Origin of the sequence: Acinetobacter sp. YH12140 (assembly GCF_013418475.1) — a bacterium.
GTDB classification, from domain to species: Bacteria; Pseudomonadota; Gammaproteobacteria; order Pseudomonadales; family Moraxellaceae; genus Acinetobacter; species Acinetobacter amyesii.
The window spans coordinates 331,856-354,500 of sequence record NZ_VPBZ01000002.1 but is presented as its reverse complement, the minus strand read 5'-3'; the positions used below and the strand labels follow the sequence as shown (position 1 = coordinate 354,500).

Annotated in this window: 19 protein-coding genes and 1 pseudogene; 7 read left to right on the top strand and 13 right to left on the bottom strand. The window is 39.7% G+C overall.

Features of this window, described 5'->3' with window-relative positions:
* Positions 1-63: 63 nt before the first annotated feature.
* From FTU75_RS03280 to aceI, 3 genes are all read right to left on the bottom strand, one after another.
* Complete coding sequence (locus FTU75_RS03280; protein WP_257223701.1) at positions 64-2,298, bottom strand: hypothetical protein; 2,235 nt, start codon at positions 2,296-2,298, stop codon at positions 64-66.
* Between the two features lie 393 nt (positions 2,299-2,691).
* Entirely contained in the window at positions 2,692-3,792 is a 1,101-nt protein-coding gene (locus FTU75_RS03275) for an OmpW family protein (protein WP_180023488.1), read from the bottom strand.
* A gap of 204 nt (positions 3,793-3,996) precedes the next feature.
* Positions 3,997-4,422, bottom strand: a complete 426-nt coding sequence (gene aceI / locus FTU75_RS03270) for a chlorhexidine efflux PACE transporter AceI (protein WP_078191799.1) — start codon at positions 4,420-4,422, stop codon at positions 3,997-3,999.
* A gap of 115 nt (positions 4,423-4,537) precedes the next feature.
* Between aceI and FTU75_RS03265 the strand changes: the two genes are divergently transcribed.
* The 4 genes from FTU75_RS03265 to FTU75_RS03250 all read left to right on the top strand — a co-directional run bounded on the left by FTU75_RS03265 (position 4,538) and on the right by FTU75_RS03250 (position 8,651).
* The gene (locus FTU75_RS03265) at positions 4,538-5,428 is read left to right on the top strand and encodes a LysR family transcriptional regulator (protein ID WP_180115122.1); all 891 of its coding nucleotides are present in this window, start codon (positions 4,538-4,540) and stop codon (positions 5,426-5,428) included.
* 89 nt (positions 5,429-5,517) lie between these two features.
* Positions 5,518-6,507: a transaldolase gene (gene tal / locus FTU75_RS03260; protein WP_180026434.1), complete on the top strand. Its 990-nt coding sequence runs from the start codon at positions 5,518-5,520 to the stop codon at positions 6,505-6,507.
* A gap of 73 nt (positions 6,508-6,580) precedes the next feature.
* Positions 6,581-7,231 carry a leucine efflux protein LeuE gene (gene leuE / locus FTU75_RS03255; RefSeq protein ID WP_180026435.1) on the top strand — a complete coding sequence of 217 codons (651 nt, stop codon included), beginning with the start codon at positions 6,581-6,583 and terminating at the stop codon, positions 7,229-7,231.
* A 250-nt stretch (positions 7,232-7,481) separates the two neighbouring features.
* Positions 7,482-8,651: a benzoate/H(+) symporter BenE family transporter gene (locus FTU75_RS03250; RefSeq protein WP_180115121.1), complete on the top strand. Its 1,170-nt coding sequence runs from the start codon at positions 7,482-7,484 to the stop codon at positions 8,649-8,651.
* 305 nt (positions 8,652-8,956) lie between these two features.
* Here the strand turns inward: FTU75_RS03250 and FTU75_RS03245 are convergent, their stop codons facing one another.
* The 3 genes and pseudogenes from FTU75_RS03245 to FTU75_RS03235 form a co-directional block, all read right to left on the bottom strand.
* Positions 8,957-9,517 (bottom strand): TetR/AcrR family transcriptional regulator, encoded by a 561-nt coding sequence (locus FTU75_RS03245; protein ID WP_180115120.1) that lies wholly within the window; start codon positions 9,515-9,517, stop codon positions 8,957-8,959.
* A 1-nt stretch (position 9,518) separates the two neighbouring features.
* Entirely contained in the window at positions 9,519-9,863 is a 345-nt protein-coding gene (locus FTU75_RS03240) for an SMR family transporter (protein WP_078188613.1), read from the bottom strand.
* An 81-nt stretch (positions 9,864-9,944) separates the two neighbouring features.
* Positions 9,945-10,953 (bottom strand): annotated as a pseudogene (locus FTU75_RS03235) (alpha/beta hydrolase).
* A 311-nt stretch (positions 10,954-11,264) separates the two neighbouring features.
* Between FTU75_RS03235 and FTU75_RS03230 the strand changes: the two are divergent.
* Both FTU75_RS03230 and FTU75_RS03225 read left to right on the top strand, forming a co-directional pair.
* The gene (locus tag FTU75_RS03230; protein ID WP_078191806.1) at positions 11,265-11,708 is read left to right on the top strand and encodes a universal stress protein; all 444 of its coding nucleotides are present in this window, start codon (positions 11,265-11,267) and stop codon (positions 11,706-11,708) included.
* A 142-nt stretch (positions 11,709-11,850) separates the two neighbouring features.
* Positions 11,851-12,297, top strand: coding sequence for a universal stress protein (locus FTU75_RS03225; protein ID WP_078188616.1), 447 nt, complete (start codon positions 11,851-11,853; stop codon positions 12,295-12,297).
* Between the two features lie 49 nt (positions 12,298-12,346).
* Here FTU75_RS03225 and FTU75_RS03220 read toward each other — a convergent pair whose 3' ends face one another.
* The 5 genes from FTU75_RS03220 to FTU75_RS03200 all read right to left on the bottom strand — a co-directional run bounded on the left by FTU75_RS03220 (position 12,347) and on the right by FTU75_RS03200 (position 18,180).
* Positions 12,347-13,375 (bottom strand): DUF1311 domain-containing protein, encoded by a 1,029-nt coding sequence (locus tag FTU75_RS03220; RefSeq protein ID WP_180115119.1) that lies wholly within the window; start codon positions 13,373-13,375, stop codon positions 12,347-12,349.
* A 121-nt stretch (positions 13,376-13,496) separates the two neighbouring features.
* Entirely contained in the window at positions 13,497-14,972 is a 1,476-nt protein-coding gene (locus FTU75_RS03215; protein ID WP_180115118.1) for an OmpA family protein, read from the bottom strand.
* A 220-nt stretch (positions 14,973-15,192) separates the two neighbouring features.
* Entirely contained in the window at positions 15,193-16,428 is a 1,236-nt protein-coding gene (locus FTU75_RS03210) for a dihydroorotase (RefSeq protein WP_180115117.1), read from the bottom strand.
* A 9-nt stretch (positions 16,429-16,437) separates the two neighbouring features.
* Positions 16,438-17,454, bottom strand: coding sequence for an aspartate carbamoyltransferase catalytic subunit (locus tag FTU75_RS03205; protein ID WP_180115116.1), 1,017 nt, complete (start codon positions 17,452-17,454; stop codon positions 16,438-16,440).
* Positions 17,455-17,823: 369 nt separating this feature from the next.
* Positions 17,824-18,180, bottom strand: a complete 357-nt coding sequence (locus tag FTU75_RS03200) for a hypothetical protein (RefSeq protein WP_180026441.1) — start codon at positions 18,178-18,180, stop codon at positions 17,824-17,826.
* 221 nt (positions 18,181-18,401) lie between these two features.
* Here FTU75_RS03200 and rlmKL point away from each other — a divergent pair, with 221 nt between their 5' ends.
* Positions 18,402-20,606 carry a bifunctional 23S rRNA (guanine(2069)-N(7))-methyltransferase RlmK/23S rRNA (guanine(2445)-N(2))-methyltransferase RlmL gene (rlmKL, locus tag FTU75_RS03195; protein ID WP_180115115.1) on the top strand — a complete coding sequence of 735 codons (2,205 nt, stop codon included), beginning with the start codon at positions 18,402-18,404 and terminating at the stop codon, positions 20,604-20,606.
* Between the two features lie 41 nt (positions 20,607-20,647).
* On the opposite strand, the gene FTU75_RS03190 is transcribed toward rlmKL, so the two are convergent.
* Both FTU75_RS03190 and FTU75_RS03185 read right to left on the bottom strand, forming a co-directional pair.
* A complete protein-coding gene (locus tag FTU75_RS03190) occupies positions 20,648-21,070 on the bottom strand; it encodes a hypothetical protein (RefSeq protein ID WP_180115114.1) in 423 nt (140 codons plus the stop codon).
* A 234-nt stretch (positions 21,071-21,304) separates the two neighbouring features.
* On the bottom strand, positions 21,305-22,606 hold the full coding sequence (locus FTU75_RS03185; RefSeq protein WP_180115113.1) for a DUF945 family protein: 1,302 nt from the start codon (positions 22,604-22,606) through the stop codon (positions 21,305-21,307).
* Positions 22,607-22,645 lie beyond the last annotated feature (39 nt).

The window sequence follows — 22,645 nt, the reverse complement described above, 5'->3', positions numbered from 1 at the left end:
TTTCTCAGATTTAAAAAAAGCACCTCAAATGAGGTGCTTTTTTTAATGCTTCAATGCTAAACATTATTTCGGTAATGGATTATTTTTAAAGTATTCATCCACCTTATTCCAAGGTGTTTTTGAAGCTATACCATTCAAAATGTTTTGGCTAATCCCTTGGCATAACTCTGAATCTGGACGTGTATGGAAGCTGTTTAAATTCGGATCCATATAAGGTAAAGAACCTGGCTGACGCTGGAAATAGAAATTTAAATTATCCATCATTGCTTCAAAGCCCCAGCCTTCCATTGCCCAAGCGCTATTATGTCCGCCCCAATGATGCCCGAATTCATGTGCAACAATTCGATAGCCAGATTGTCTATAATGACCGTAGTAAATCCATCCATCTACACCAAGTACCTGACCACCGCCAAGCCCACCACCCATGTTGGTAACACCGAGGCTAATCTGCCCACGGTTTAAAATACTATTATAAATATTTTTATAATCTTCTGCTTTGAAGTAGCCATTGGCCCCTTCTACACGGCCTGCATTACCAAAGAAGTCATGCCCCATTGCAGCCTTATGATTAAACCACAGTGTTTCAAACTCTGGGGTACTGATCATATAGGCAAAGTTAGTCATCATGATGACCCATTCACGCGCATACAACGGTGTAATACGGCACCACTTCGAATCGCTTTCAGGATTGTACGTACCAAAGGTCAGTTTCCACTGTGCTTTAATCGTATTTAGCTTCTGAACGTGTGTATCTGAATCTGAGGTGATTTTAACTTCTTCAAAGAGTTCAACAGGCACTTCACTAAAATTGCTTAGACCTTCAATACGTGCCGAACCAATTTTATTAACCAAATTAAATCCAGCATTTTTATCAATCGTCAAATTGAGTTTACTTGTAGAGAACGGTGTTAAACGATCCAGTGTCGCAATTTCAACCCATTGCTCACTTTGACGCAGCTTGCCAACAATTTTTAAATTATTCACTTCTGCAGCACTGTAGCTCTGCAAATGAATACCGCTACCTGTAAATGAAGCCGATAATATTTTATTGACAGGGATATTGCGCAAAGTGGTATTGGTTAATGTTGCCCAGCTTTCGCCGTCTTGCAGCATACGGGTTTGTTCAGTCGCTTTCGACTCGAGCAAGTTAGTTGATGCGACTGGTGTATCTGAGATCACTTGCTTAATTTTACGTAGCGGCAATGCAATTATTTTTTGATTAGACAGCGTATAAATCACATCGCCATATACCGTTATATCTAAAGATTTAGGTAAATTTTGACCATTCTGTCCCGCCAAACGGTACTGCTGTACATTATCTACTACGCTACTTGGCAACGCAGTCGTCAAGCTTGCTAGATTATTTTTTGAATAGCTGACAATTTTTCCACTCGGCTGCGCTGCATAAAGCAAGTTGTCCGTTGCACTGTGTACCACGGTTGCGACGGAGTTTTGCGTTTTATCTGGCTGAACAAGTGATTCTGTATCTAGGGCTTCATGAATATTTTTAATGTTATAGACATAGGTATGACCATTCGTTGTTGTGGCATATAACTGATCACCAATAATTTCTAAACGCGGTACACAACCTGAGCCACAGCTTGGCAATGCAAGGCGGCTAAACTTTCTTAAAGCAGCACTAGATTTGCCATTCACCGTTTCCTGAGTCCAGACATTGATACGGTTTAAGTTATACGCGATAAAAACATATTGATCATTTGCGATGACTGCACTTGGATAAGTCATCGCATAAAATGGCTGACCACCGCTTGTAGACCCTGTACCTACAGACCAGAAATAGGCAGGTGCAGTTCCTGAAATATCAAAAATATCTGCGCGATGGCTGCCTGATGACGATACATAAAGACGATTGCCTGCGATGTATATATCGCTAATATCCGCCCATAATTTTCCTGTATTGCCAAAAGCACTTGCTGCGGAAATTGAACTGAGCACTGTCATATTTTTTAAATCATAACGCAGAATTTCTACTGTCGGCTGATTGTTTGCAATATATAAAATGTCGCCGCCGCGCTGAATGGCTGTTGGACTCCATGATGCTAAAGAAAATGTTGAAGCATTTAACTCTGAAGCCACATCAGCTAAACGGATGCCGTTAGCTAAATTAATTTGACCTTGATTTTGTGTAGATTCTGTTAGAGCAGTTGATTGTCCAGACTCACCACCACCTCCACCACACCCCGTCATTATGAGTGCAACCACTACTGCTAATGCACGTGATTTCACCCAAACACCGCTAAAAAATAAAATACGAATAATCAATATCTTATAATTCAAAAAACAATATTTACCTAATCATTAAACTGGGATCAGCATCAATATAGCGTGATGCTATTAGTATATTTTTCACATTAACAACGCAGAGATGGTCATGTAATACATTTTTTATAGATAAAATTTTATTTATTTTCCCGATAATTAAACTTAAATAGAAATAATTCCTCAATGGAAGTAATACACCCACTGAAAAACAAAGACTAAAAGATTTTTTAACCTTTCCGACATAGGTTGCTGTACCTCAGTCCAAAGCAGAACTTATAAAAGGTTCTGGCCGCATACACATCTTGATCTGTATTGCTGATGGTCATGGACGAACAAGGATGATTAAATAATAAATACTTAAAGAAAAAAACCGCTCTTAAGAGCGGGTTTTTACGATTCAATCATTTTTTAGAAACGATACCCTACGCCTAAGTAAGTAATGATAGGATCAATATCGATCTTGGTCGTTGCATGAATTAATTGTTCACCCGTCGTTTGGTTAATCACATCAATCTTGGTTTTATTATTTAACTTTGCATAAGACACCGAAGCAACCGTAAACCAACTTGGGTTGAAGTCATAAGTAAATCCAAGTGTGACAATTGGAGCAATCGCATCATCCGCATCGACATCGACCACCATTTTTCCTGATGATTCTTTACCATCGAGTGCTGCACCCGCATTATTATCTTTAATGTTTTGAATCATATGACCTGCAGCAATTAAGTCAGATTCAATTCCTTTATTGAGTTCAATATCATTAAAATAAGCATACATGATCCCTGCACCCACATAAGGTCTAAACTTATTTACACCCGACTGACCAAATTGGTACTGTGCCTGAAATACCGGCGTCCAAGCTCTTGCACTCGCCGCTTTACCATAAGATGATAGATCCGTAATGGGTACTGCGTAATCTAGTGGTAAACCATCTGGGAATAACATACCGCCCAGACCACCTGGCTCTGCAAGACCAGATAATGGCGCGGTAATCATACCCTTACCTTTAATGTCCACCTTAGGTGGGATACCGCCAATTACTTGCAAAGAAACATTATCATTAATATGGTAGTTAAATGTTAAACCTAAAGTATCGACATCTTCTGCTTCAAGCCCCGTGCCTTCAGCTGACCAATTATCTAGTCCATTGATCGTTGCGATCCCTGCAATCTCTGACTTGATGTTGCCATCCTTATCTTTAATTAATCCTCCCAAAGGGCCATTCACAAGGTCGGTTAAAGTGTCCTTAAGATTCGCAGAATTACTCCCTTCATTATAAATTGCATTCGGATCAATCGCTTTTAGAAAACCTTCAGCACTAATTGTGCCTACTTTAGCCTGTGTGCCATTTGCCACAGCGGTATTAATATTAAAAGGATTCGCCTTACCTTGCGGCATCACATGCATCCAACCCGCAGATACAGAAAAACGTTTAAAGTTACCATCTGCAAATGTAAATTGTGTAAGCCCAAGTAAAACAACAGGTGTGACAATTTTTATCAATTTCATATGCTAACTCCTTGTCTTGCATATTTTTTTAATTAAATCCTAAAAACATTCTTTGTTCTTATATTTAAAAGTTATGTAATTAGTATAATTTTTTATAGTTATATTATGTTTTTATATATTGTTATTTGTAAATTTTTGCACTATTTTAATGCAAAAAAGGCCTGTACTTATCAATACAGGCCAATGTGATTTTCTTATTGAAATTTAACGATATTGTGGTTGGTAACCTAGGTACGCTTCGATCTGGTCATAGCACCATTGGAAAATAAATGTGTAGACTAAAATACACATGGTCATACTAAAATCGAGCAAAATCGCCTGCCATAAGGTCATATGCATGGCATAAGCCACCATTGGGATGGTTGCAAGCATTAAACCGCCCTCAAATCCAATTGCATGTAAAACACGTACACCAAAGGTTCTTTTTAACTTTCTTTTTGCTTCAAATTTTTCAAAATAATGATTAAAAATCATGTTCCAAATCACAGAAGTGACCGCCATTGCAATACCGAGCGTACCTGTCACCTCCATCGGAACTTTAAAAATAAAACTTAAAGCAATAGCAATGATCACCAATAGGATGATCTCATAGCTTAGCGCATGAATAATCCTTCTCTTGGAAATCGTCATTTTGAAACACTCTATTATTTGTAAAAAACTTATTTTATTTTTATATTATTGATTAATCGAGTTAGGTTCTTTCAATATTATTGAAAGGTTGTATTCCTTTTTTTTCTGTATGCACATGAATATTAATCAAGAACAACTGATGATTTTTAAAACAGTCATGGAAACAGGATCATTTTCCGCAGCTGCCAGACAACTCGGCAAAGTACCTTCGGCTGTCAGCATGTCCATTGCCAACTTCGAAATTGATCTCAACCTTAAACTGTTTGAGCGGGTTGGTCGTGAACCTGTGCCCACAGCTCAAGCGCTAAACCTGTATGAAAAAACTGAACAATTATTGATAGAAATCAATCAATGGAAACAGCATGCAATTGCACTGAGTCATGGTTTAGAGTCTTCACTGAATATCGTGGTGGTATCAGAACTGCTACATACACAGTGGACCGACTATATCTCTTTGCTAGAAACTCATTTTCCATCTTTGCAAATCAATATTTTTTCTGCGCCTCAAGAAGATGCCCAAAAGATGCTATTACAAGGTCAAGCACAGCTTGCTCTAATGTTTGAACGTGAACAGCTTGAGAGTTATGAACAATTTGTTGAATTAAAGCGTGAAGCACTGGTTCCAGTTGCGGCGAAAAAACATACCCTGTCGAAATTTAAGCAAGTCAGTTTTGAGCAAATTTTGCAAAATCGGCAAATCGTGGTCGCAAGTCGTGATAAAAGCATCAAACCAGAGTTGTTATTTTCCAAACACAGTTGGCGTACAGATAATCACCACTCTGCCTGTTCCATGATTATTCAACGTTTGGGGTGGGGTGTGCTTCCATTAGAGATGTTTAATGAAAATCCGACACTCAAAGATCAACTCAAAATCTTAAGCTTTCAAGATTTCACACCCAAATTTGAATATTTCGTCGACTTGGTCTGGAACCGTGAAAAACCACTCGGCTCGGCTGCTCATTTTTTGATTAATCACATCCGAAATTCACGAAAAACTACGATTTAGACCGCCTAATTGGGCAGTTTTTGGTTGGGTTCTAAACAGATTGTGTTATAAAAGTATGTACACCAAGAACATTAAGAACTAGATTTCAAATGACTCAAAATGCGTTAAACCAATTAAAAAGCCTAACAACGATTGTTGCTGACAGCAGTGATTTAGCTGCGATTAATACATTCCGTCCATTGGATGCGACTACAAATCCATCTTTAATTACAGCAGCGGCAAATCAACCTGAAAATAAAGAACTGATTGAAAGTGCTTTTGAACAAGCGCGTAAAGAAGGTTATCAAAACGATGAGCTGGTTGAGCGCACCATCGATATTCTTACGGTCAAATTTGGTGTTGAAATTTTAAAATTGATCGAAGGACGTGTATCTACAGAAGTCGATGCAGCCTTGTCTTATGATACTGATGCCACCATTGCAAAAGCTAAAGAGTTACTGGCTTTATATGCACAGTATGGTATCGATCAAAATCGTATCTTAATTAAAATTGCCTCAACGTGGGAAGGCATTCAAGCTGCTAAAGCCCTTGAAGCTGAAGGCATTCACTGTAATCTGACTCTGTTGTTTGGTTTGCATCAAGCTCAAGCCTGTGCAGATGCTCAAGTCACACTGATTTCACCATTTGTCGGCCGTATTTTAGATTGGTACAAAAAAGCTGAAAATGTGGATAGCTACCCGATTGAGAAAGATCCAGGCGTTTTATCAGTTAAGCAGATTTACCACTACTACAAACAACATGACATCAAAACTGAAATTATGGGTGCTAGCTTCCGTAGTATTGATCAAGTGCTTGGTTTAGCAGGATGTGATTTATTGACAGTTTCACCAAATTTATTGGCAGAACTGGAAAAAGATCTGCGTACCGTGGAAGTGCAACTGTCTAATCATCATGCGCATGCACACTGTCAACACGATGTACAAGTGCTCGACAAGCAAACTTTCAAAGCTGAAGTTGAAAAAGACTTAATGTCTTTCCAACTATTACAAGGCGGTATTGATGGTTTTATTAAAGCCCGTGAGCAATTAAGTAGCTTACTGCGTCAAACTTTTGGCTTAGATGCTGAAATAAAAGCATAAATTAGAAATTTTCAGTTTCATCTAGAACCGAAGTTGTATACTACAGCTTCGGTTTTTTATTTGAGTGTCTTCAGTGTTTGGAATCACAGACTTAACGACCTTTATTATTGGTACGATATTAATTGTGATTTTACCCGGGCCAAATTCACTTTATGTCATGTCTGTTGCTTCTCGCTATGGCATTAAGGTCGGCTATTTAGGTGCTTTTGGCGTTTATACTGGCGATTTGATCTTAATCTTACTCACTGCTCTCGGCGCTGCATCCTTACTTCATGCCTTCCCTTGGTTATTCTTATTATTAAAAATTGTGGGTGCGCTGTATTTAAGTTATTTAGGTATCAAACTTTTCAAGGCTGCCTACCAAACTTGGAATGCCGTTCAAACGCCAGAACAACTCGACACCAAACAACTGAGTTTGAGCGAACTGAAACCGTTTAAGACTGCATTAACCATCAGTATTTTAAACCCTAAAGCCATTCTTTTTTACTTATCGTTCTTTGTACAATTCGTCGATCCTGCATATCCATATCCTGCGATTACATTCACCGTACTCGCGATCGTATTGCAAATTATCAGTATGAGCTATTTAACGATTTTGATCTTTTCGGGTGCAAAACTGGCTACCTATTTTAGCCATCGCTATAAATTTACGGCATGCTGTGTAGCAGCAGTTGGTCTTCTATTTTGTGGATTTGGTCTAAAGCTTGCGACATCTACCATGTAACCGACATGGGCAAAGTATTTCTGTTTTTTTACTTAAAAATCTATATGCCTTTAAACTTTTGAATGGATGAAACATCCACAATGTTTTCGGTTCGTACTATTAAAGTGCCTTTTATTAAAGTGTCGTTCTTGAATAAATAAAGTATTTCCCTAACATCTTGTTAAGCACTTTTACTGTACAAGACTTGAGCGTATCATCCTGAAAAATGTCATCCTAAATCTGCGCCAACAATAGTCATAGCTCGATCATTATGCAAAAACTACTCCAAGACTTCTCCATTCCAGCTGCTTTTGCAGGTTTTATTACGTTCTTAGTCGGGATCAGTGTCTCGGCTGTTTTGGTGATCCAATCTGCACAAATGCTCGGTGCCAACACTGCAGAAATAACCTCTTGGTTTTGGGCTCTAGGTTTGGGTATCGGCTTAAGCGGGCTGATTCTGTCTTGGAAATTTAAATATCCCGTTGCGACTTCATGGTCCACTGCAGGACTGGCACTGATTTTAGCGACTGCGAATGGTTACAGCATGAATGCCGCCCTAGGTGCTTTCTTGGTCTGTGGCTTATTGACAGCAGTACTCGGATTTTTAGGCATTTTTGAAAAAATACTGCGCTATATCCCGCAATGTCTAACTAGTGCAATGTTGGCGGGTGTACTCCTTAAATTTGGTATTGAGCTATTTGTCAGTTTACAAAATGAATGGGCATTCGTTCTGGGTTTACTCGCGGCTTATGTCATCAGTAAACGACTGTTACCACGTTATAGCATTGTCATTACGGTGATCATTGGCATTATGCTTTGTCCATTGTTACTTGGCTTTCAATTACCGGCGCTTAATTTAGAACTCGCACAGCCGGTTTGGGTCACACCTGAATTTTCGATCTCAGCAATACTGGGTTTGGCGCTGCCCCTCTTTGTAATCAATATGGCCTCTCAGTACTTACCAGGTTTAGCCATGATTAAAAGTTATGGCTATCAACCCCACGTTAATCAACTGATCGGTTGGACTGGGACAGCCCAAACGCTACTCGCGCCATTTGGATGTTTTAGTGTCAATATTGCTGCGATTAGTGCTGCCATCAGTCTAGATGACCAAGCCCACCCCGATGAGAAAAAGCGCTATATCGCAGGTATGACCTGTGGCTTCTTTTATATTTTGATGGGCCTGTTTGCAGCCACTTTAGTGAGTTTCTTAACCGCTTTCCCATTGGTATTTATTACCGCTTTAGCAGGCATTGCCCTACTAGGCACCATTGGACACAACATCGTCATTGCTTTCCAAGAAGCGAGTGAACGTGACGCTGCTTTACTCACCTTCTTGTTTAGTGCATCGGGCGTACAGTTTTTTGGTATTGGCTCTGCATTTTGGGGTTTGGTCTTTGGTTTAGTCGTACATGCTATTTTCAAATATAAGAAAAATTAAGCCCTCAGTTAAATAATTTGCTTCAAATAAAAGAATGATACGCGGTAACGTCATCCGCATGTGTTTGAGATAGGACTATTTCTAATCAAAAATGTTTTTGCGGTGAGGAGCAATGCTCCGCAAGATGGTTTCCTTACGTAGCACGCTTCTCATTTTGCCGAATGAGAAACAACATTTCAAGAGTACCTCCAGCCGAAGGCTAATCCCTTTATTCAATCCCTAGATGTAAGACTCTGTCGAATAGACTTAAAAATCATTTTAAAAATGCGTAATTACTTTTACGTATGTAAAATCAGTTATTTAATCTATTTCACTCGATACGTTCGGGCGATTAATTCTTGTTTTAATAATTGGGTTTCGCTCTCATCTTCCACTTCTGTAAAAGCGGTGAGCCAAATACCATCGGCTGCATAACGAACAATTTTCAGTTCTATATCCGAATCTGTCTGATGATGACGCTCTAAACGTGAGTTCATCCATTCAATCCAATATTCATTAAAAGTTTTATCGGTCAGCATGGTCATCGAAATCGCGGACCATGACTGTTGCAAACCCATGATTTGTTTTTCTAAGGTAATTTCAATATAGGCTCGGGTAAAACGACCGTATGGCTCAGGGTCTTCGTCAATCAATCGGTCAACAACCTCGTCTAATTGAGCTAAAAGCATGACGATCATGGACTCTAAGAGCTTTTGCTTATTTGAGAAATGATGAAATACACCACCTTTTGTGACCCCCACTAAATCCGCAACGGCTTGAATCGACACTCCATTAACACCTTTATCTGCAGCAAGACGGATCGCATGCTGCAAAATACTTTGGCGTATCAGTTGAGGTTCTTTCTTGCGCTGATGCGGATTATCCATATTAGTGTCCAGCTGAAGTTGAAAACAGGTTGATCACGACCACACCTGAAACAATCAGGCCTATCCCTAACATGGCTGGGAGGTCTAAACTTTGACGAAAGATAAAGTAGCCAATTAGTGCAGTTAAAACAATACCAACGCCTGCCCAAATGGCATAAGCAATACCAAGTGGTATGACTTTAATCACCTGAGACAATAAATAAAATGCCAAACAGAATAAAACTGCGACAGCCAATGAAGGCGCAAGTTTGGTAAAGCCTTCTGACTTCACCAAAAATGTCGAACCAATTACTTCTGAGATAATCGCTAGTGACAGTAAGCCATAGGCCAATGTTACCGAATTCATTAATCATTCCAAAACAAACATACCAACTGGTAGGTATGTTATTAAGTTAAAGATTATTCTGCAAGCCTTTTAAGTCTGTTTTTAATTTTTGACGGTCTGTGTGTGTTGTTGCAAAAATTCTAAAGTACGATCAAAGGTCTGCTGGCTGGCCTTTTTACTCATCATAAATTGATATTCATGTACCAAAAATTCTTTCGAATCTGGATAAAATATCCGCTGTCACAGGTACATTATTTGCCTTCAATTTTTCTACAAAAGGCTCAGATTGCGTTTTGGTTAAAAAATCTTTATTACCACCGCTGATAAATACTGGCGGATAATTTACATTAATATTTGAGGCCGTTGAAATACGCGTTAAAAACTCGGCATCATCTTTTTTGTCTCCGGTATACGCCTGAACCAAGTTATAGACGCCCCACTCGATCAATCCAATCTCGTCGGGTGCTGTATTTACAAAGCTGTTTAAATCATAAATACCACAATGTAAAATCAGCCCTTTAAGCTGTGAAGGCTTTAATACTGGCTGAATCTTTGACGCTTGCGCAAAATCAGGATTCGTAACCAAGGCGGCATAATGACTGGCCATATTTGCACCTGCAGAATCCCCGGCCAAATACATATTTTGCGAATCAATGCCATATTGTGCCGCATGTAGATTCAAAAACGTCAGTGCTGTATCTATTTGGTTGAGCTGTGCAGGATAAATGGCTTCAGATGCAAACTGATATTGAACAGAAACCACGTTATAGCCTTGGGCTGCGAGCCGTTTAAAATATCCACCTGCATGCTCTTTTGAACCTGAGACCCAACCGCCCCCGTGGATCCAAACAATCGTTGGTCTTGGTGCAATCGCCATACTAGTTTCAGGTTGATAGATATCCAAGTTTAAATTTGGATTTTGTAGATATTGAATATTTGACTGCACAATAACATTGTCAGGTGCATGTAAGTTGATAAAGGTCTTTTGAACTTGTGTCGATAAGTTAAATGCGCCTGCAATCACTTTAGTACTGCTTTGTGTGTTTTGACAACCAGACAAATGCAACACTGAACACATGCTGAGTACAACCACCCCTACTTTATATGACATATCTAACTATCCAATCGCATCAATTCTGTTATAAATCTTAGATTTAAAACTGTATATAGTTTAGGCTTATTTTTATAAAGTTCAAATTGATCTTTTAGGCTAAAAACCCGAGAAAATTAGTCGATTTTATTTTAATAATTTTTGAGCAAAGTCCGAGTTTTCCCCTCAGATTTATTTGACGACTTATCGACATTAATTTATGTAATTTTATGAATTTACAATATTTTTTAGATTAATAAATTGAACCATGCACGACAATGTGTTATCAATAATCTATAGGGTTTAAAAGCAAAATTACAGGAGATTGTTCCATGTCATATCAAAACATTTTAGTACCTGTCGATGGTTCAGAAATCTCGTTTTCTGCAGTTAAAAAAGCTGCAATTATTGCCAAGGCGTTTAACAGCCAACTCACTTTAATCAGCCTTGTTGCTGAAGACCCATTTACCGATGCAGACTTTTATTATTCTTCATCAATCATGAAAGAATATTTCGTACAAGCTTATGCAAATGCAGAATCTGCATTAAAAGAAGCTGTACAAATTACAACTGAAGTGGGTGTAGAAGCACAAAGTAAGATTATTAAAGGTCAAGTTTCTGCTGAAGGTGTCGTAGAAGCAGCCAATGAAGTCAAAGCCGATTTGATTGTGATGGGTTCACATGGTCGCAAAGGATTTAAGAAAATGCTACTCGGCAGCTTCGCACAAGATGTACTCAGCAATACTGAATTACCCGTGTTGGTTGTAAAAGCTTAAAAATGACTAAGCCCACATGATGTGGGCTTTTTTGTATTCAGCACACCCTTCACCAAAAAGCTTACCCTTTTGTCTAATTCATACAATATCGTGAATAGAGCAAGATTAGATTGATAACATTTAAAATATTAAGGAAGCAGATATGAGTCAATATCAACAAATTTTAGTCCCTGTGGATGAATCTCCAATTTCATATTCTGCTGTTGAACATGCCCTCAGCTTGGCTAAAAGTCAAAATGCACAAGTGACCATTGTCAGTGTTGTTGCTGTTGATCCATTCGTTGGTGTCGATTTCTATGCTGTTGCACCTGCAATCACTGAATATTTTATGCAAGCTGAAAAAAGTGCTCAGCTGCGTTTAGAAGATATCAAACAAACCTTTGTACGTGATGGTATCGAAGTTAAAACTCGTTTGATTCATGGTGTATCGCCAACTGAAGGGATTTTACAAGTGGCTGATGAAATCTCTGCGGATTTAATCATCATGGGTTCACATGGACGCACAGGTTTGAAAAAAGCCATGCTAGGCAGCGTAGCACAAAATATTTTAACGCAGTGCCCAATTCCTGTTTTGATCATCAAGCAATAAACTAAGATTCAAAAAAAAGCCCTCAATTGAGGGCTTTTCTTCTTTTAGATCAATTAAAAACGTTGTTTAAATATACAATTCGTTCTGTAGTTTTCTGATTAAAGCATTTGGTATATTGCAACTCTTGATTTTGCGTATTCATCGCCTCATCCCAGTATTGCGAATGCTTTTGATAAGTCTCTTTTTCACTTTCATTTAATGAATAAACACTTTTTTGCGCAAGCACTTTACAATCGATATCACGCTTTTCAAACCAGTCTGCTTGATCTTGCTGTAACTGCGCCTTTTGTTCATCACTAAAACGATCCCAAGTCTGATTGAGACGGTCCACCACTTTGGCATTATCCTGATCAAGCTCTTTCTTACGAATATCCATCGCCTTTTGTGCAAGGCTCATTTGTTGAGATTGACTCTCCATCCCTTGCTGATAGGATTCTTCGTTTCGCTTATTTTGAGCACTATATGCCGCATATAGCACCGCATGACGTGTCACTGTTACAACGCTATCAATTACGTCATTTTGACTTGGGACACTTAAACTTAAACCATCTTTGTCCGTTTTAGTGATGCTATAGCTAAAGTTCCCTTTAAGCTGATCATTGTCCGTGCTTAAGCCTGACTCACCATCTTCGAGTGAATCATTCAAAGTATAATTACCACGTTCTTCACAGCCTTCATCACATGGTCGTTCAGCAAAGGCGTTTTCAGCACGCTTTTGTAATCCTTTCGGGAAAACCACCAACAATTGACTGCTACATTCCAATGTTTTGGCTTTATTAGGGTCTTCAGTTAAAGTCGTGACATTTTGAATGTTAAATTTTAGATTTTTTACAATCAGATCCATGAGTTGCTGATCGGCTTCATAATCTGACTGACGTATTTCTTTGTTTAATTCTTTGAGATATTCTTTTTTTAAATGATCTTGCAATTGGTCAATATTGGCTTGTGCAGTACAACTCCAATCTTCCAAAGCAGGCGCTTCCGTTTTGGCTTCTGTATCTTTTTTATTTTTAAAATTATCACAGCCGGATATTAATGCCGCAGACAACATGAGGCTCGTGATGACTATTTTTTTCATTGTATAAGTACCATTATGATTTTATTCTTCGGGCGTATTTTACTCAAAATTACAGCGCTTTGACGAGAAAAATCCCCGCATGTGCAGGGATTTTTTATATATCATCTCATTTAGTACGGTTTTAATTGGTCTTTTCAGTTACGCCTTCGCTGGTGACATCTCGTACTTTGCCATTCTCAGTATTTAAAACTTCAAACTCAATACGACGGTTTTTGAATTGACCTTCTTTGGTGCTGTTTTCTGCTACCGGTTTTTCTTGACCATAACCCACCGCTTGAAGCTGTGCAGGATCAACGCCTTTCGACACCAAATAATCCACCACAGCTTGTGCACGCTCTTGCGATAAAGCTTTATTCGCTTCCGCATTACCCACAGCGTCGGTATGACCTTGTACAGTCAGATGTACCTGTGTAGCGCGCTGCAGCAATGCTGCCGCCTGATCCAAAATCGATTTATTTACGTCAGGAATATCAGATGAACCTGTCGCAAAATTAATAATTTGTAAGTTCAGCGCAGTCGCAACATCTAGAGCACGAACTTGTTCAGGGTTAATACTCGCTAATGCTTTTTGTGCATCAGTAATACTGTTATCTACTGCAGTTTGTTCACTCACACCTTCTTGAACCAATACCGTCATATTTTTTGCTAAAGGCTTAATTTGATTGGCAAGGTTTTGAGCATCCGCAGGATTTTGCGACAAAATCGATAACTGATTTTCTGTCCAGGTTAAAGTGGTATTTGGCACACCTTTAAGTTTTTGCAGAACCGTTGGAATGGTATCTTGATCAATAAATTGCGTATGGTAACTGGCATCAGATGAAGCACCACAACCCGTATTAAAGTTAAAGATCTGTTTGACTTGTTGCTGCAAAATTTCAAGATAGTTTGAATCGCCTGTTTGAATTTGACAGTTGGTTAACTGCCCATCTGTACCGGTGCTAAATTGCAAATGTGCTGGCTGAGATGCAGCAGGCTGTGCAACCGTTGTTGCAGAGATGGTTGGTTCTTCTTTATTAGTACAAGACTTAAACCAAAATGCGATCAGACCCAATAATATAAGCAGCGCAATAATTGGCAATAACCAATTCGAGCGTTTTTCTTCAACGATAACAGGTGTTGGTTCAACAACAGGCGCTTGGTGTAATGTACGGCCAGCTGCAGTGTTTACCCCTAAACCTGCGAGTAAAGGCACTGCCCATTGTGGTAGTGCCGCCAAAATGCTATCTGCATGATTATCAAGTAAATGCGTGATTGCGACGGGATCAGATGAACCCGCTTCATTTTCAAGTGCCCCTAAAGTTGGAGCTATAGAGTGGTTTAAGGTTTGCTCTATTTCTGACGTTGGGGCCGTACCGCCACCGAGATGTTGCAAAAATTGTTCTTTTAATGTGGGATTTGCTGAAAATATATCACTAATACGAGGGTTTAACTGTTTTTGAAAGGCATCAATAAATTCAGGTTTGGATCGAAAAATATTCAACAGGACTGGAATAAACTGGCTAATGGCTGAATTTTTTTCAGCTAAGTGTTGTGTATCACCGTCCAGCACAATCGAGGAGACGTGCTGCTTAATCAGCGCTAATAAATCTATATTCATATTTGTACTCCATGCAGTTGTCATTATTTTCATGTGTACTTTAGTTTATATGCTTATTTTTTGATCAAATGTAATAATTTGTTCAGACTTGTCAGCGCGTTAATCTCTTTTTATTTTCAATTTATTAATTTCAATCCTCATAAAAAAAGCCAGCCGAAGCTGACTTTTAGATATCAAATTAAAATGCTAAGACTTAACATTTTCCATGTTGAGCTTCAGCTTAAACGGCATAAAAAGCTTGAAGCACTTTACCTTTAACGGTGTGCTGAATTAATGGTGTGTTCTTACCATTTGACACAATCGTGTCTTTATTAATGGTCCACTCAAGTTCTGGATCAACAAGCACCCAACCCGCTTCATCTTCCCAACGTTGTTGCATATTGGCTACTTTAGCAGGTGCGAGTGTGACTTTCTCAACCCATTCCAGTGGGCTTAATAGGCCTTCTTGAATCAGTTGAATACCAAAAGGCACATAAGTATCAAATGCGGTAAAACCGGGCTGTGTTTCAGCAAATGGCGCCATTTTCGCAGAGCTGCTTAATGGCTCATGATGCGTACAGATCGCGTCAATCACACCGTCTTTTACCGCTTGTCTGAGCAAGTCTCTATCTTGCTCAGAACGCAGCGGCGGACGCACATGCGCAAGTGAATTAAAGCCGTCGATCAACTGATCAGTTAAATGCAATTGGTGCATGGCTACATCGCAAGTCACCGGTAAGCCTTTCGCTTTAGCATGTTTAATCAATTCAACAGATGCGCCTGATGACAACAAACCAAAATGCGCACGCACTTTAGTGGCTTCAATCATCAGTAAATATTTTGCAATGGCTACGGTTTCCGCTAATGCAGGGATCATCGGTAAACCTTGACGAGATGCGACAAAGCCTTCATGCACACAGCCATCTTTGGCAATCTGCGGTTCTTCGGCATAGAATACAACGGTCATGTTCAGACCCGCAGCATATTCCAAGGTACGAATCACCACATCATCGTCCATAAATGGCGCATTAGCATTCGATACCGCAGTACAGCCACCTTTTTTCAAACCCGCCATATTCGCAGGCTGCTTGCCTAACAAGCCTAGAGTTTGCGCGCCAATCACCTGCAGATAAATACCGCCGTCCAGCATGGCTTTTTCTACAAGACCATGAATTAATGCACCATTGTCTTGCACAATCGGTTTAGAGTCAGGCGGGGTAAACACATGCAAAATACCATTCGCACGCGCAGCCTTACCTTCTGACTTTAAAGTGCCGTGCTGCTGCTGACCCGGCTCTCGTAAACGCGCGCAAAGGTCAACCATACTTGGCATCAGCCATTTGCCTTGACCATCAATGGTTTCAGCGGCATTGCTTTCGGCAACCAATCGGCCATTTTCAATATAAACTGTCTGTACGCTGTCAGTTTGATTGATTGGATCTAAGACACGTACATTTTCAACTTTAACAATACTCATGACTATCCCTTAAACCGCAATCGCTTCAATTAAACCTTTTTCTTGCAACTGACCTTGCATTGCCAAAGCCAGTACCGCCATACGTACCGCAATACCATTGGTCACCTGATGTAAAATCACTGACTGAGTGCCATCGGCAATACTTGAGTCAATTTCAACACCACGGTTCATTGGTCCCGGATGCATCACGATGCAGTCAGGTTTAGCCAAAGCCAAGCGCTCTTTATTCAAACCGTACATTTTGTAGAATTCAGCTTGAGATGACAGCGCAGGAGAATCAATACGTTCATTTTGAATACGCAAGGTAATAATCACGTCGCAGTCTTGAATACCGGCTTCCATGTTGTTGAACAGACGAACGCCTTCGCCATAGTCATCAAAACCGTAAGGCAGCAAGGTATTTGGCGCAATGACACGAATATCTTTACAGCCTAATGTTTGTAATGCAGCGACATCTGAGCGGGCAACACGCGAATGCTTAATATCGCCAATGATGGCAATGGAAATGTCTTCAAAATTCTTTTTGGTTTCACGGCGAATCGTCAACATATCCAACATGGCTTGCGTAGGATGCGCATGACGGCCATCGCCTGCATTGATGATTGCCACATGCGGACAAACATCTTTGGCAATAAAGTGCGGCGCGCCTGACGATGAATGACGAACCACAAAAATATCGGTCGCCATCGCTTCTAAATTCCACAAGGTATCACGCAGTGTCTCGCCTTTTGATGTACTTGAACGTGCAATATCAATGTTCAATACGTTTGCAGACAGACGTTTTGCTGCCGCTTCAAAAGTGGTACGGGTACGTGTTGAATTTTCAAAAAACAGGTTCATTACCGTACGACCTTCTAAAAGGTTGTTGGTAATCAGCTGATTTTGGTCATTAAAAAAGGACTGTGCAGTGTCCAATATTTTTGTGAGAGTTTCTTTAGAAAGGCCTTCGATGGTGAGGAAATGTTTTAAGTTACCATCTTGGTTGAGTTGAATCTGGCTCGGTGTATGCAATGCCGCCAAGTGCATGAGAGATTCCTTATCGTTAAGTTAACGCATTATACAGAGAATCTTGGCAAATGGCAGTTGAAGTTTTCAACGTTCAATGCAAACGCATGATGTTATTCAAAATGAATTTTCAAATTCCTATCTATCATTTCAATTAGATAAATTAAACGTTTTAAATTAAACTTCACCTTTCCCCTTTCAAAAAGCCTTCAAACAGGACTTCTATCTGTCCTTATTTTTGATTGAATTGAATACTTTCAAACAGATAAAGTTCAGCTATAAACAGCCGCCTTCTGCGCAGTTAAATAACTTGTGAAATAAAGAAAGAGAGTTGATACGTCAGGCTGCGTGCAGCAGGAAATTTATGCTGCTGCTCACAGCGGGATTGAATTAACGCAATGCGCCAATATAACGATGTGCAACCTGTGCTTTACAGATGTCTTCCGCAGTCGGTTCGCTCATTAATATTTCTGCCGTTTCAGGCTGTACTGAACTGTCCGTCAATTCCTCTGCTTCAGAAACGGCAGCTTCATGCAAATTCAACTCACTATATAAACGTGCAACTAAACGAGATAATTCAGGATCAGCCGTTTCCAAAGCCAAGTTAGAAACAAAGCGTGCATATTCGACATTCTCAACCACATATAATGCGTCAATAACCCGACCTGACACACGACGTAAACGCGCGTAAATTAAAGTGGCGATTGAAAATGCGTTTGATTGACTATTGATTGCCAGCCCTGTCATAAATACCCCTAATGATATCAATATTATAAAGATCGAATTTTGATCAGGGTTATAGCAATTTTTGTACCATTAAGTGATATTTCTCACAATGTACACAGAATAAATTTGATAAAGTCATTCAAATCTACCGATATTTCTCCCGTTTCAGCGCAATATCGTCCGCCCAAATCCCCGAAAATACGTTAAAATATGCGATTGCTTTTTTGCCTTTGGAAATTTACATGAATTCGAAACCGCGTCTTTCTACATATTGGGTTACCTGTGCAGATGGACTGGAAACCTTACTCCGCGAGGAAATTGAAGGTTTAGGTGTTCAAAATATTGAACAGTTCCCGGGTCGTCTTGTATTCAAAGGCACACTTGAAGATGCGTACCGTATTTGCATGTGGTCACGTTTGGCTTCACGTGTACTCACCCCCATTCATACACATGAATTAGAGTTCACACATGATGCACGCGATGTAGCGGAAGAGCTCTATGAAGGTGCAATAAACTTTGACTGGTCACTTATTTTTGCACCACAAAGTACATTTGCCGTTCGTTTACATATTGAACGTGACATCAAAGTCAATTCTCAGTTCGCAACTTTACGTGTCAAAGATGGTGTGGTCGATTCCTTTATGGAAGCTGTGGGCAAACGTCCAAGCATTGACATTAAGCAACCTGAAATTACGTTGTATGTATTAGCTGGCAAAACTGAACATACTTATTGCTTAGATTTATCAGGTGATTCTCTGCATAAACGCGGCTACCGTCGCTACATGACAGATGCGCCGATTAAAGAAAATCTAGCGGCTGCCATCTTACAGAAAGCCAAACTTAAACAGCATCAACCCGATATTATTTTGGACCCAATGTGTGGTTCAGGGACATTTATCATTGAATCATTAATGATTTTGACTGACCGCGCGCCAGGCCTTGTTCGTCGTTTTGGTTTTAATGGTTGGAATGGTCATGACCATGAACTTTGGATGTCAATTAAAGGCGAAGCGGCTGAGCGTCATAAAGCTGCACTTGAAAATCCTCTCCCACAATTCTATGCATTTGATGCAGACTGGGAAGCGGTAAAAGCGACCAAACAAAATATTATTGCTGCAGGTTTCGAATCTGTACTTGATCAAATTAAAATTGAAGAACGTACACTTGCAGACTGGCCAGAATTCCAAGCAACAGGTAAGAAAAGCTTTGTTGTCACTAATCCTCCATACGGCGAGCGTTTAGGTGATAAAGCCTCTAACCGCGCACTGTATTTAGGTCTATCGGCATTATTACAAAAGAACTTCCCAAATCAGCCTGCTGCAATTATTGCAGCACAAGTTGAACAGGCCGATGTCCTTGCCTTTAATGATCCGCAAATTTTGCGTTTGATGAATGGTAAGCTGCCAATTTACGTCCGTTTTGGTACAGTCAAACCTGCAGCAGTTCAAAAGCCTTTCCTCGAGCATTGGGAACCTCAACAATTTGAAAAAATTGAAGGTGCAGAAGACTTTACTAACCGTCTGCAAAAAAACATGCAGAATCTTAAAAAATGGGCAGTTAAAGAAAATATTTTCTGCCTACGTTTATATGATGCCGATTTGCCAGACTTTAATGTCGCGGTAGATTTGTATGGTGATCGTTTACACGTACAAGAATACGCACCACCGAAAAAAATTGACCCTGAAAAAGCAAAAAAACGCTTTAACTTAGCACTTCAAGCGATTCGTGCAGTGACAGGCTTAGGTCGTGATGCGATTTTCATTAAAACACGTGCTCGCCAAGAAGGTAAAAATCAGTACACCAAACAAAGTACTGCGTCTAAACGTTTTATCGTGCAAGAGGGCAAAGCAAAGATTTTGGTGAACCTAACAGACTACCTCGATACAGGTCTGTTCCTTGACCATCGTCAAATGCGTCTACGGATTGCCAAAGAAGCCAAAGGTAAACACTTCCTGAACTTATACAGCTATACCTCTACAGCGAGCTTACATGCAGCGCTTGGCGGTGCAGCAAGTACGACCAGTGTCGATTTGTCAAATACCTACCTAAACTGGTCTAAAGAGAACTTTGTACTGAATGGTTTGACTGTAGATCATGCAGATGAACAACATCAGTTCTTCTCTAGTGACTGTTTTGAATGGTTAAAAGAAGGTCACGAGCAATATGACCTGATCTTTATTGACCCACCAACCTTCTCAAACTCTAAAAAGTTCTATGGTACTTTTGATGTCCAACGCGACCATATGTCTTTACTTAAACGTGCCATGAACCGTTTAACCACTGACGGTACGCTTTACTTCTCAAACAACTACCGTGGTTTTGAGATGGACGATGTGATCATGGCAATGTTTGATGTTGAAGAAATCAGCAATGAAACCATTGGTCTAGACTTTAAACGTAACAGCAAAATTCATCGTGCATGGAAAATCACCCATCCACAAATCTAAGGTTTAACTTTAGCAATTCCTGATCTATGAAATGAAGCACGTCAGTGCTTCATTTCAACCACGACTCCATCTGGATACGTTACTCGAATATTTTCATGTCGCTCTTGCAGCACAATACGGTTAATCGGTGCGACTTCTGGAGATTGTATTAACCCGACCTGATCCGCTGCCCTTTTCTTTTGAAGCAAATAATCACTCATGGTTGAGCCTTCAAGCTGGGTTTCTTGAATGATCTTATTATTACGATTAGATTTATGATTTGAATTTTTCTGCTGCTCTTCTTTGGGTTTAGCTGCTTCACTCTCAATAATATCTAAGGTTTCTTCACTAAACTGTTTTTTACCTTGCGTTTCATTCGACAAACGTTGATCTGAAATTGACGTCCCCGCAAAAGCTATAGACTGAACAGCGATTAAAAAAATGCTACTAATAAGACTGTGTTTTACCCAAGAACATTTAGGCATGGATGAATGAATAAGTTTCCGTCTAAAAAAATAATCGTGTGACATGGTGTCTTTCCTATTGTTGTTTTGATTGGCTAGTTGCCCATTGACGCTAGCAACTTTTCAACTATTCAACAATGGCTAGGCCGCTGTGTTCCGATAAACTGAAAATCATAATTCTGTAGCCAAAAATACAAAACCGCCAATCTATGACGGTTTTATATTTTTTAAACTTAACTACTCACTACTGGTTGCTTATTTCTTTTGTATAGCTTGACCAAAAAGCTTTTGACCAAACTTATATTGCATACTCATGACCATATTATTGCCATCGCGCTTGCCTTGCCCTGATGTTTCAAAGCCTGCAAACATGACTTCGGCTTCCTGTCCTGACAAACTTTTGCCCTGTAATTGCAAAAAGTTATTCATGATTGCAGTCATCATATTTTTATCAAAACTTAAGTCTGCTTGAAAATCTAGTAAGCTCGGCACCATTTTAATAAAAGACTCCATTGAGGCATGGTGACCCGGCATGACTTTCCCCACGACATTTGCAGAGGCTTTACCTCCACCAATACTGATCGAGTTATCTTTAGATTCAAAATCAAAACCTTGGCTTGCGATTGCTAAGAATGCTTGAGTCATTTCTTCACTTGATTCACCCACTGCATCGCATGAATTTTCCACCTGATGCAAAAGTTCACTAAATGCACGAACTTTATCTAAATTAACTTTATGCAATGCCAAATTCAGTGCGAAATCTTTAGTGACCGGTGAACCAGGGAAATCCATTTCATCAGCTTTTAAGTAGCCTTCAAAGTCCACATCATGTTTATTTAGTTCGGTCTCCCAACGCAGTTGCATACCACGCATACCGCCTGAGAACTTTTGATCTAAACGTTTGATAGAACCCGCTTGAATTTCAACAAAACCATTTTCAAGATTTTTCTGATTTAGACCTTGATTGGTCTTCATCGAAAAATTTTGCACCAAGGTTTGCATTGGACCTTCACTCAACCGAACCACAGGTAAATGGATTGAAAGCTCAGAGACCTTAGTGGCCTGCCCCGGTAAACTATTAATTCGAATTTGCAATTGGCTTGCATCAGCTTGTACTGTTGCACCTTGTGCAGTCGTTTTAAATGCAGGAATCTTTAGATCTGTTTTACTTTGACCAATCCAATTGACCAAAGTTTTTGCCGTTAAGTCCGTATCAAAAAGCTTGGCATATTCGGACGTACTTTGTTGTTGAACAATCTTAAAGTTCGAGTTGATGTTATAACCTTTCAACCCACGTTGAATCTGATCGGTACCCTTCAATACGATCACTTCTTTGGGTTTACACGGGTCTGTTTTCAGAGTTAATACCCAATCGACCGTTCCGCCCATCAAGCCCATTTGATAATTGCTGTACTTCACATCAACATCTTGTACAGCAGCTGACCAATTATTCTGTGTATAAAATTGGGCAAGAGATTTATCTGCATATAAATTCCCTCCCACCACAGCTGCTGAAAGCACCACTAAACTGCCAATTCCCCACATCAATTTTGACATGTCTTTCTCATTCTGATTATTCTTTGCGCAGTATACTGA

What these genes read in the sequence shown, in the direction of transcription:
- FTU75_RS03245 (WP_180115120.1), bottom strand. Translation starts at nt 9,517, where the DNA reads ATGGATAATCCGCATCAGCGCAAGAAAGAACCTCAACTGATACGCCAA.
- FTU75_RS03185 (WP_180115113.1), bottom strand. Translation starts at nt 22,606, where the DNA reads ATGTCAAAATTGATGTGGGGAATTGGCAGTTTAGTGGTGCTTTCAGCA.
- tal (WP_180026434.1), top strand. Translation starts at nt 5,518, where the DNA reads ATGACTCAAAATGCGTTAAACCAATTAAAAAGCCTAACAACGATTGTT.
- rlmKL (WP_180115115.1), top strand. Translation starts at nt 18,402, where the DNA reads ATGAATTCGAAACCGCGTCTTTCTACATATTGGGTTACCTGTGCAGAT.
- FTU75_RS03240 (WP_078188613.1), bottom strand. Translation starts at nt 9,863, where the DNA reads ATGAATTCGGTAACATTGGCCTATGGCTTACTGTCACTAGCGATTATC.
- FTU75_RS03250 (WP_180115121.1), top strand. Translation starts at nt 7,482, where the DNA reads ATGCAAAAACTACTCCAAGACTTCTCCATTCCAGCTGCTTTTGCAGGT.
- FTU75_RS03190 (WP_180115114.1), bottom strand. Translation starts at nt 21,070, where the DNA reads ATGCCTAAATGTTCTTGGGTAAAACACAGTCTTATTAGTAGCATTTTT.
- FTU75_RS03210 (WP_180115117.1), bottom strand. Translation starts at nt 16,428, where the DNA reads ATGAGTATTGTTAAAGTTGAAAATGTACGTGTCTTAGATCCAATCAAT.
- FTU75_RS03205 (WP_180115116.1), bottom strand. Translation starts at nt 17,454, where the DNA reads ATGCACTTGGCGGCATTGCATACACCGAGCCAGATTCAACTCAACCAA.
- FTU75_RS03215 (WP_180115118.1), bottom strand. Translation starts at nt 14,972, where the DNA reads ATGAATATAGATTTATTAGCGCTGATTAAGCAGCACGTCTCCTCGATT.
- FTU75_RS03275 (WP_180023488.1), bottom strand. Translation starts at nt 3,792, where the DNA reads ATGAAATTGATAAAAATTGTCACACCTGTTGTTTTACTTGGGCTTACA.
- FTU75_RS03265 (WP_180115122.1), top strand. Translation starts at nt 4,538, where the DNA reads ATGAATATTAATCAAGAACAACTGATGATTTTTAAAACAGTCATGGAA.
- FTU75_RS03220 (WP_180115119.1), bottom strand. Translation starts at nt 13,375, where the DNA reads ATGAAAAAAATAGTCATCACGAGCCTCATGTTGTCTGCGGCATTAATA.
- FTU75_RS03200 (WP_180026441.1), bottom strand. Translation starts at nt 18,180, where the DNA reads ATGACAGGGCTGGCAATCAATAGTCAATCAAACGCATTTTCAATCGCC.
- aceI (WP_078191799.1), bottom strand. Translation starts at nt 4,422, where the DNA reads ATGACGATTTCCAAGAGAAGGATTATTCATGCGCTAAGCTATGAGATC.
- FTU75_RS03225 (WP_078188616.1), top strand. Translation starts at nt 11,851, where the DNA reads ATGAGTCAATATCAACAAATTTTAGTCCCTGTGGATGAATCTCCAATT.
- FTU75_RS03230 (WP_078191806.1), top strand. Translation starts at nt 11,265, where the DNA reads ATGTCATATCAAAACATTTTAGTACCTGTCGATGGTTCAGAAATCTCG.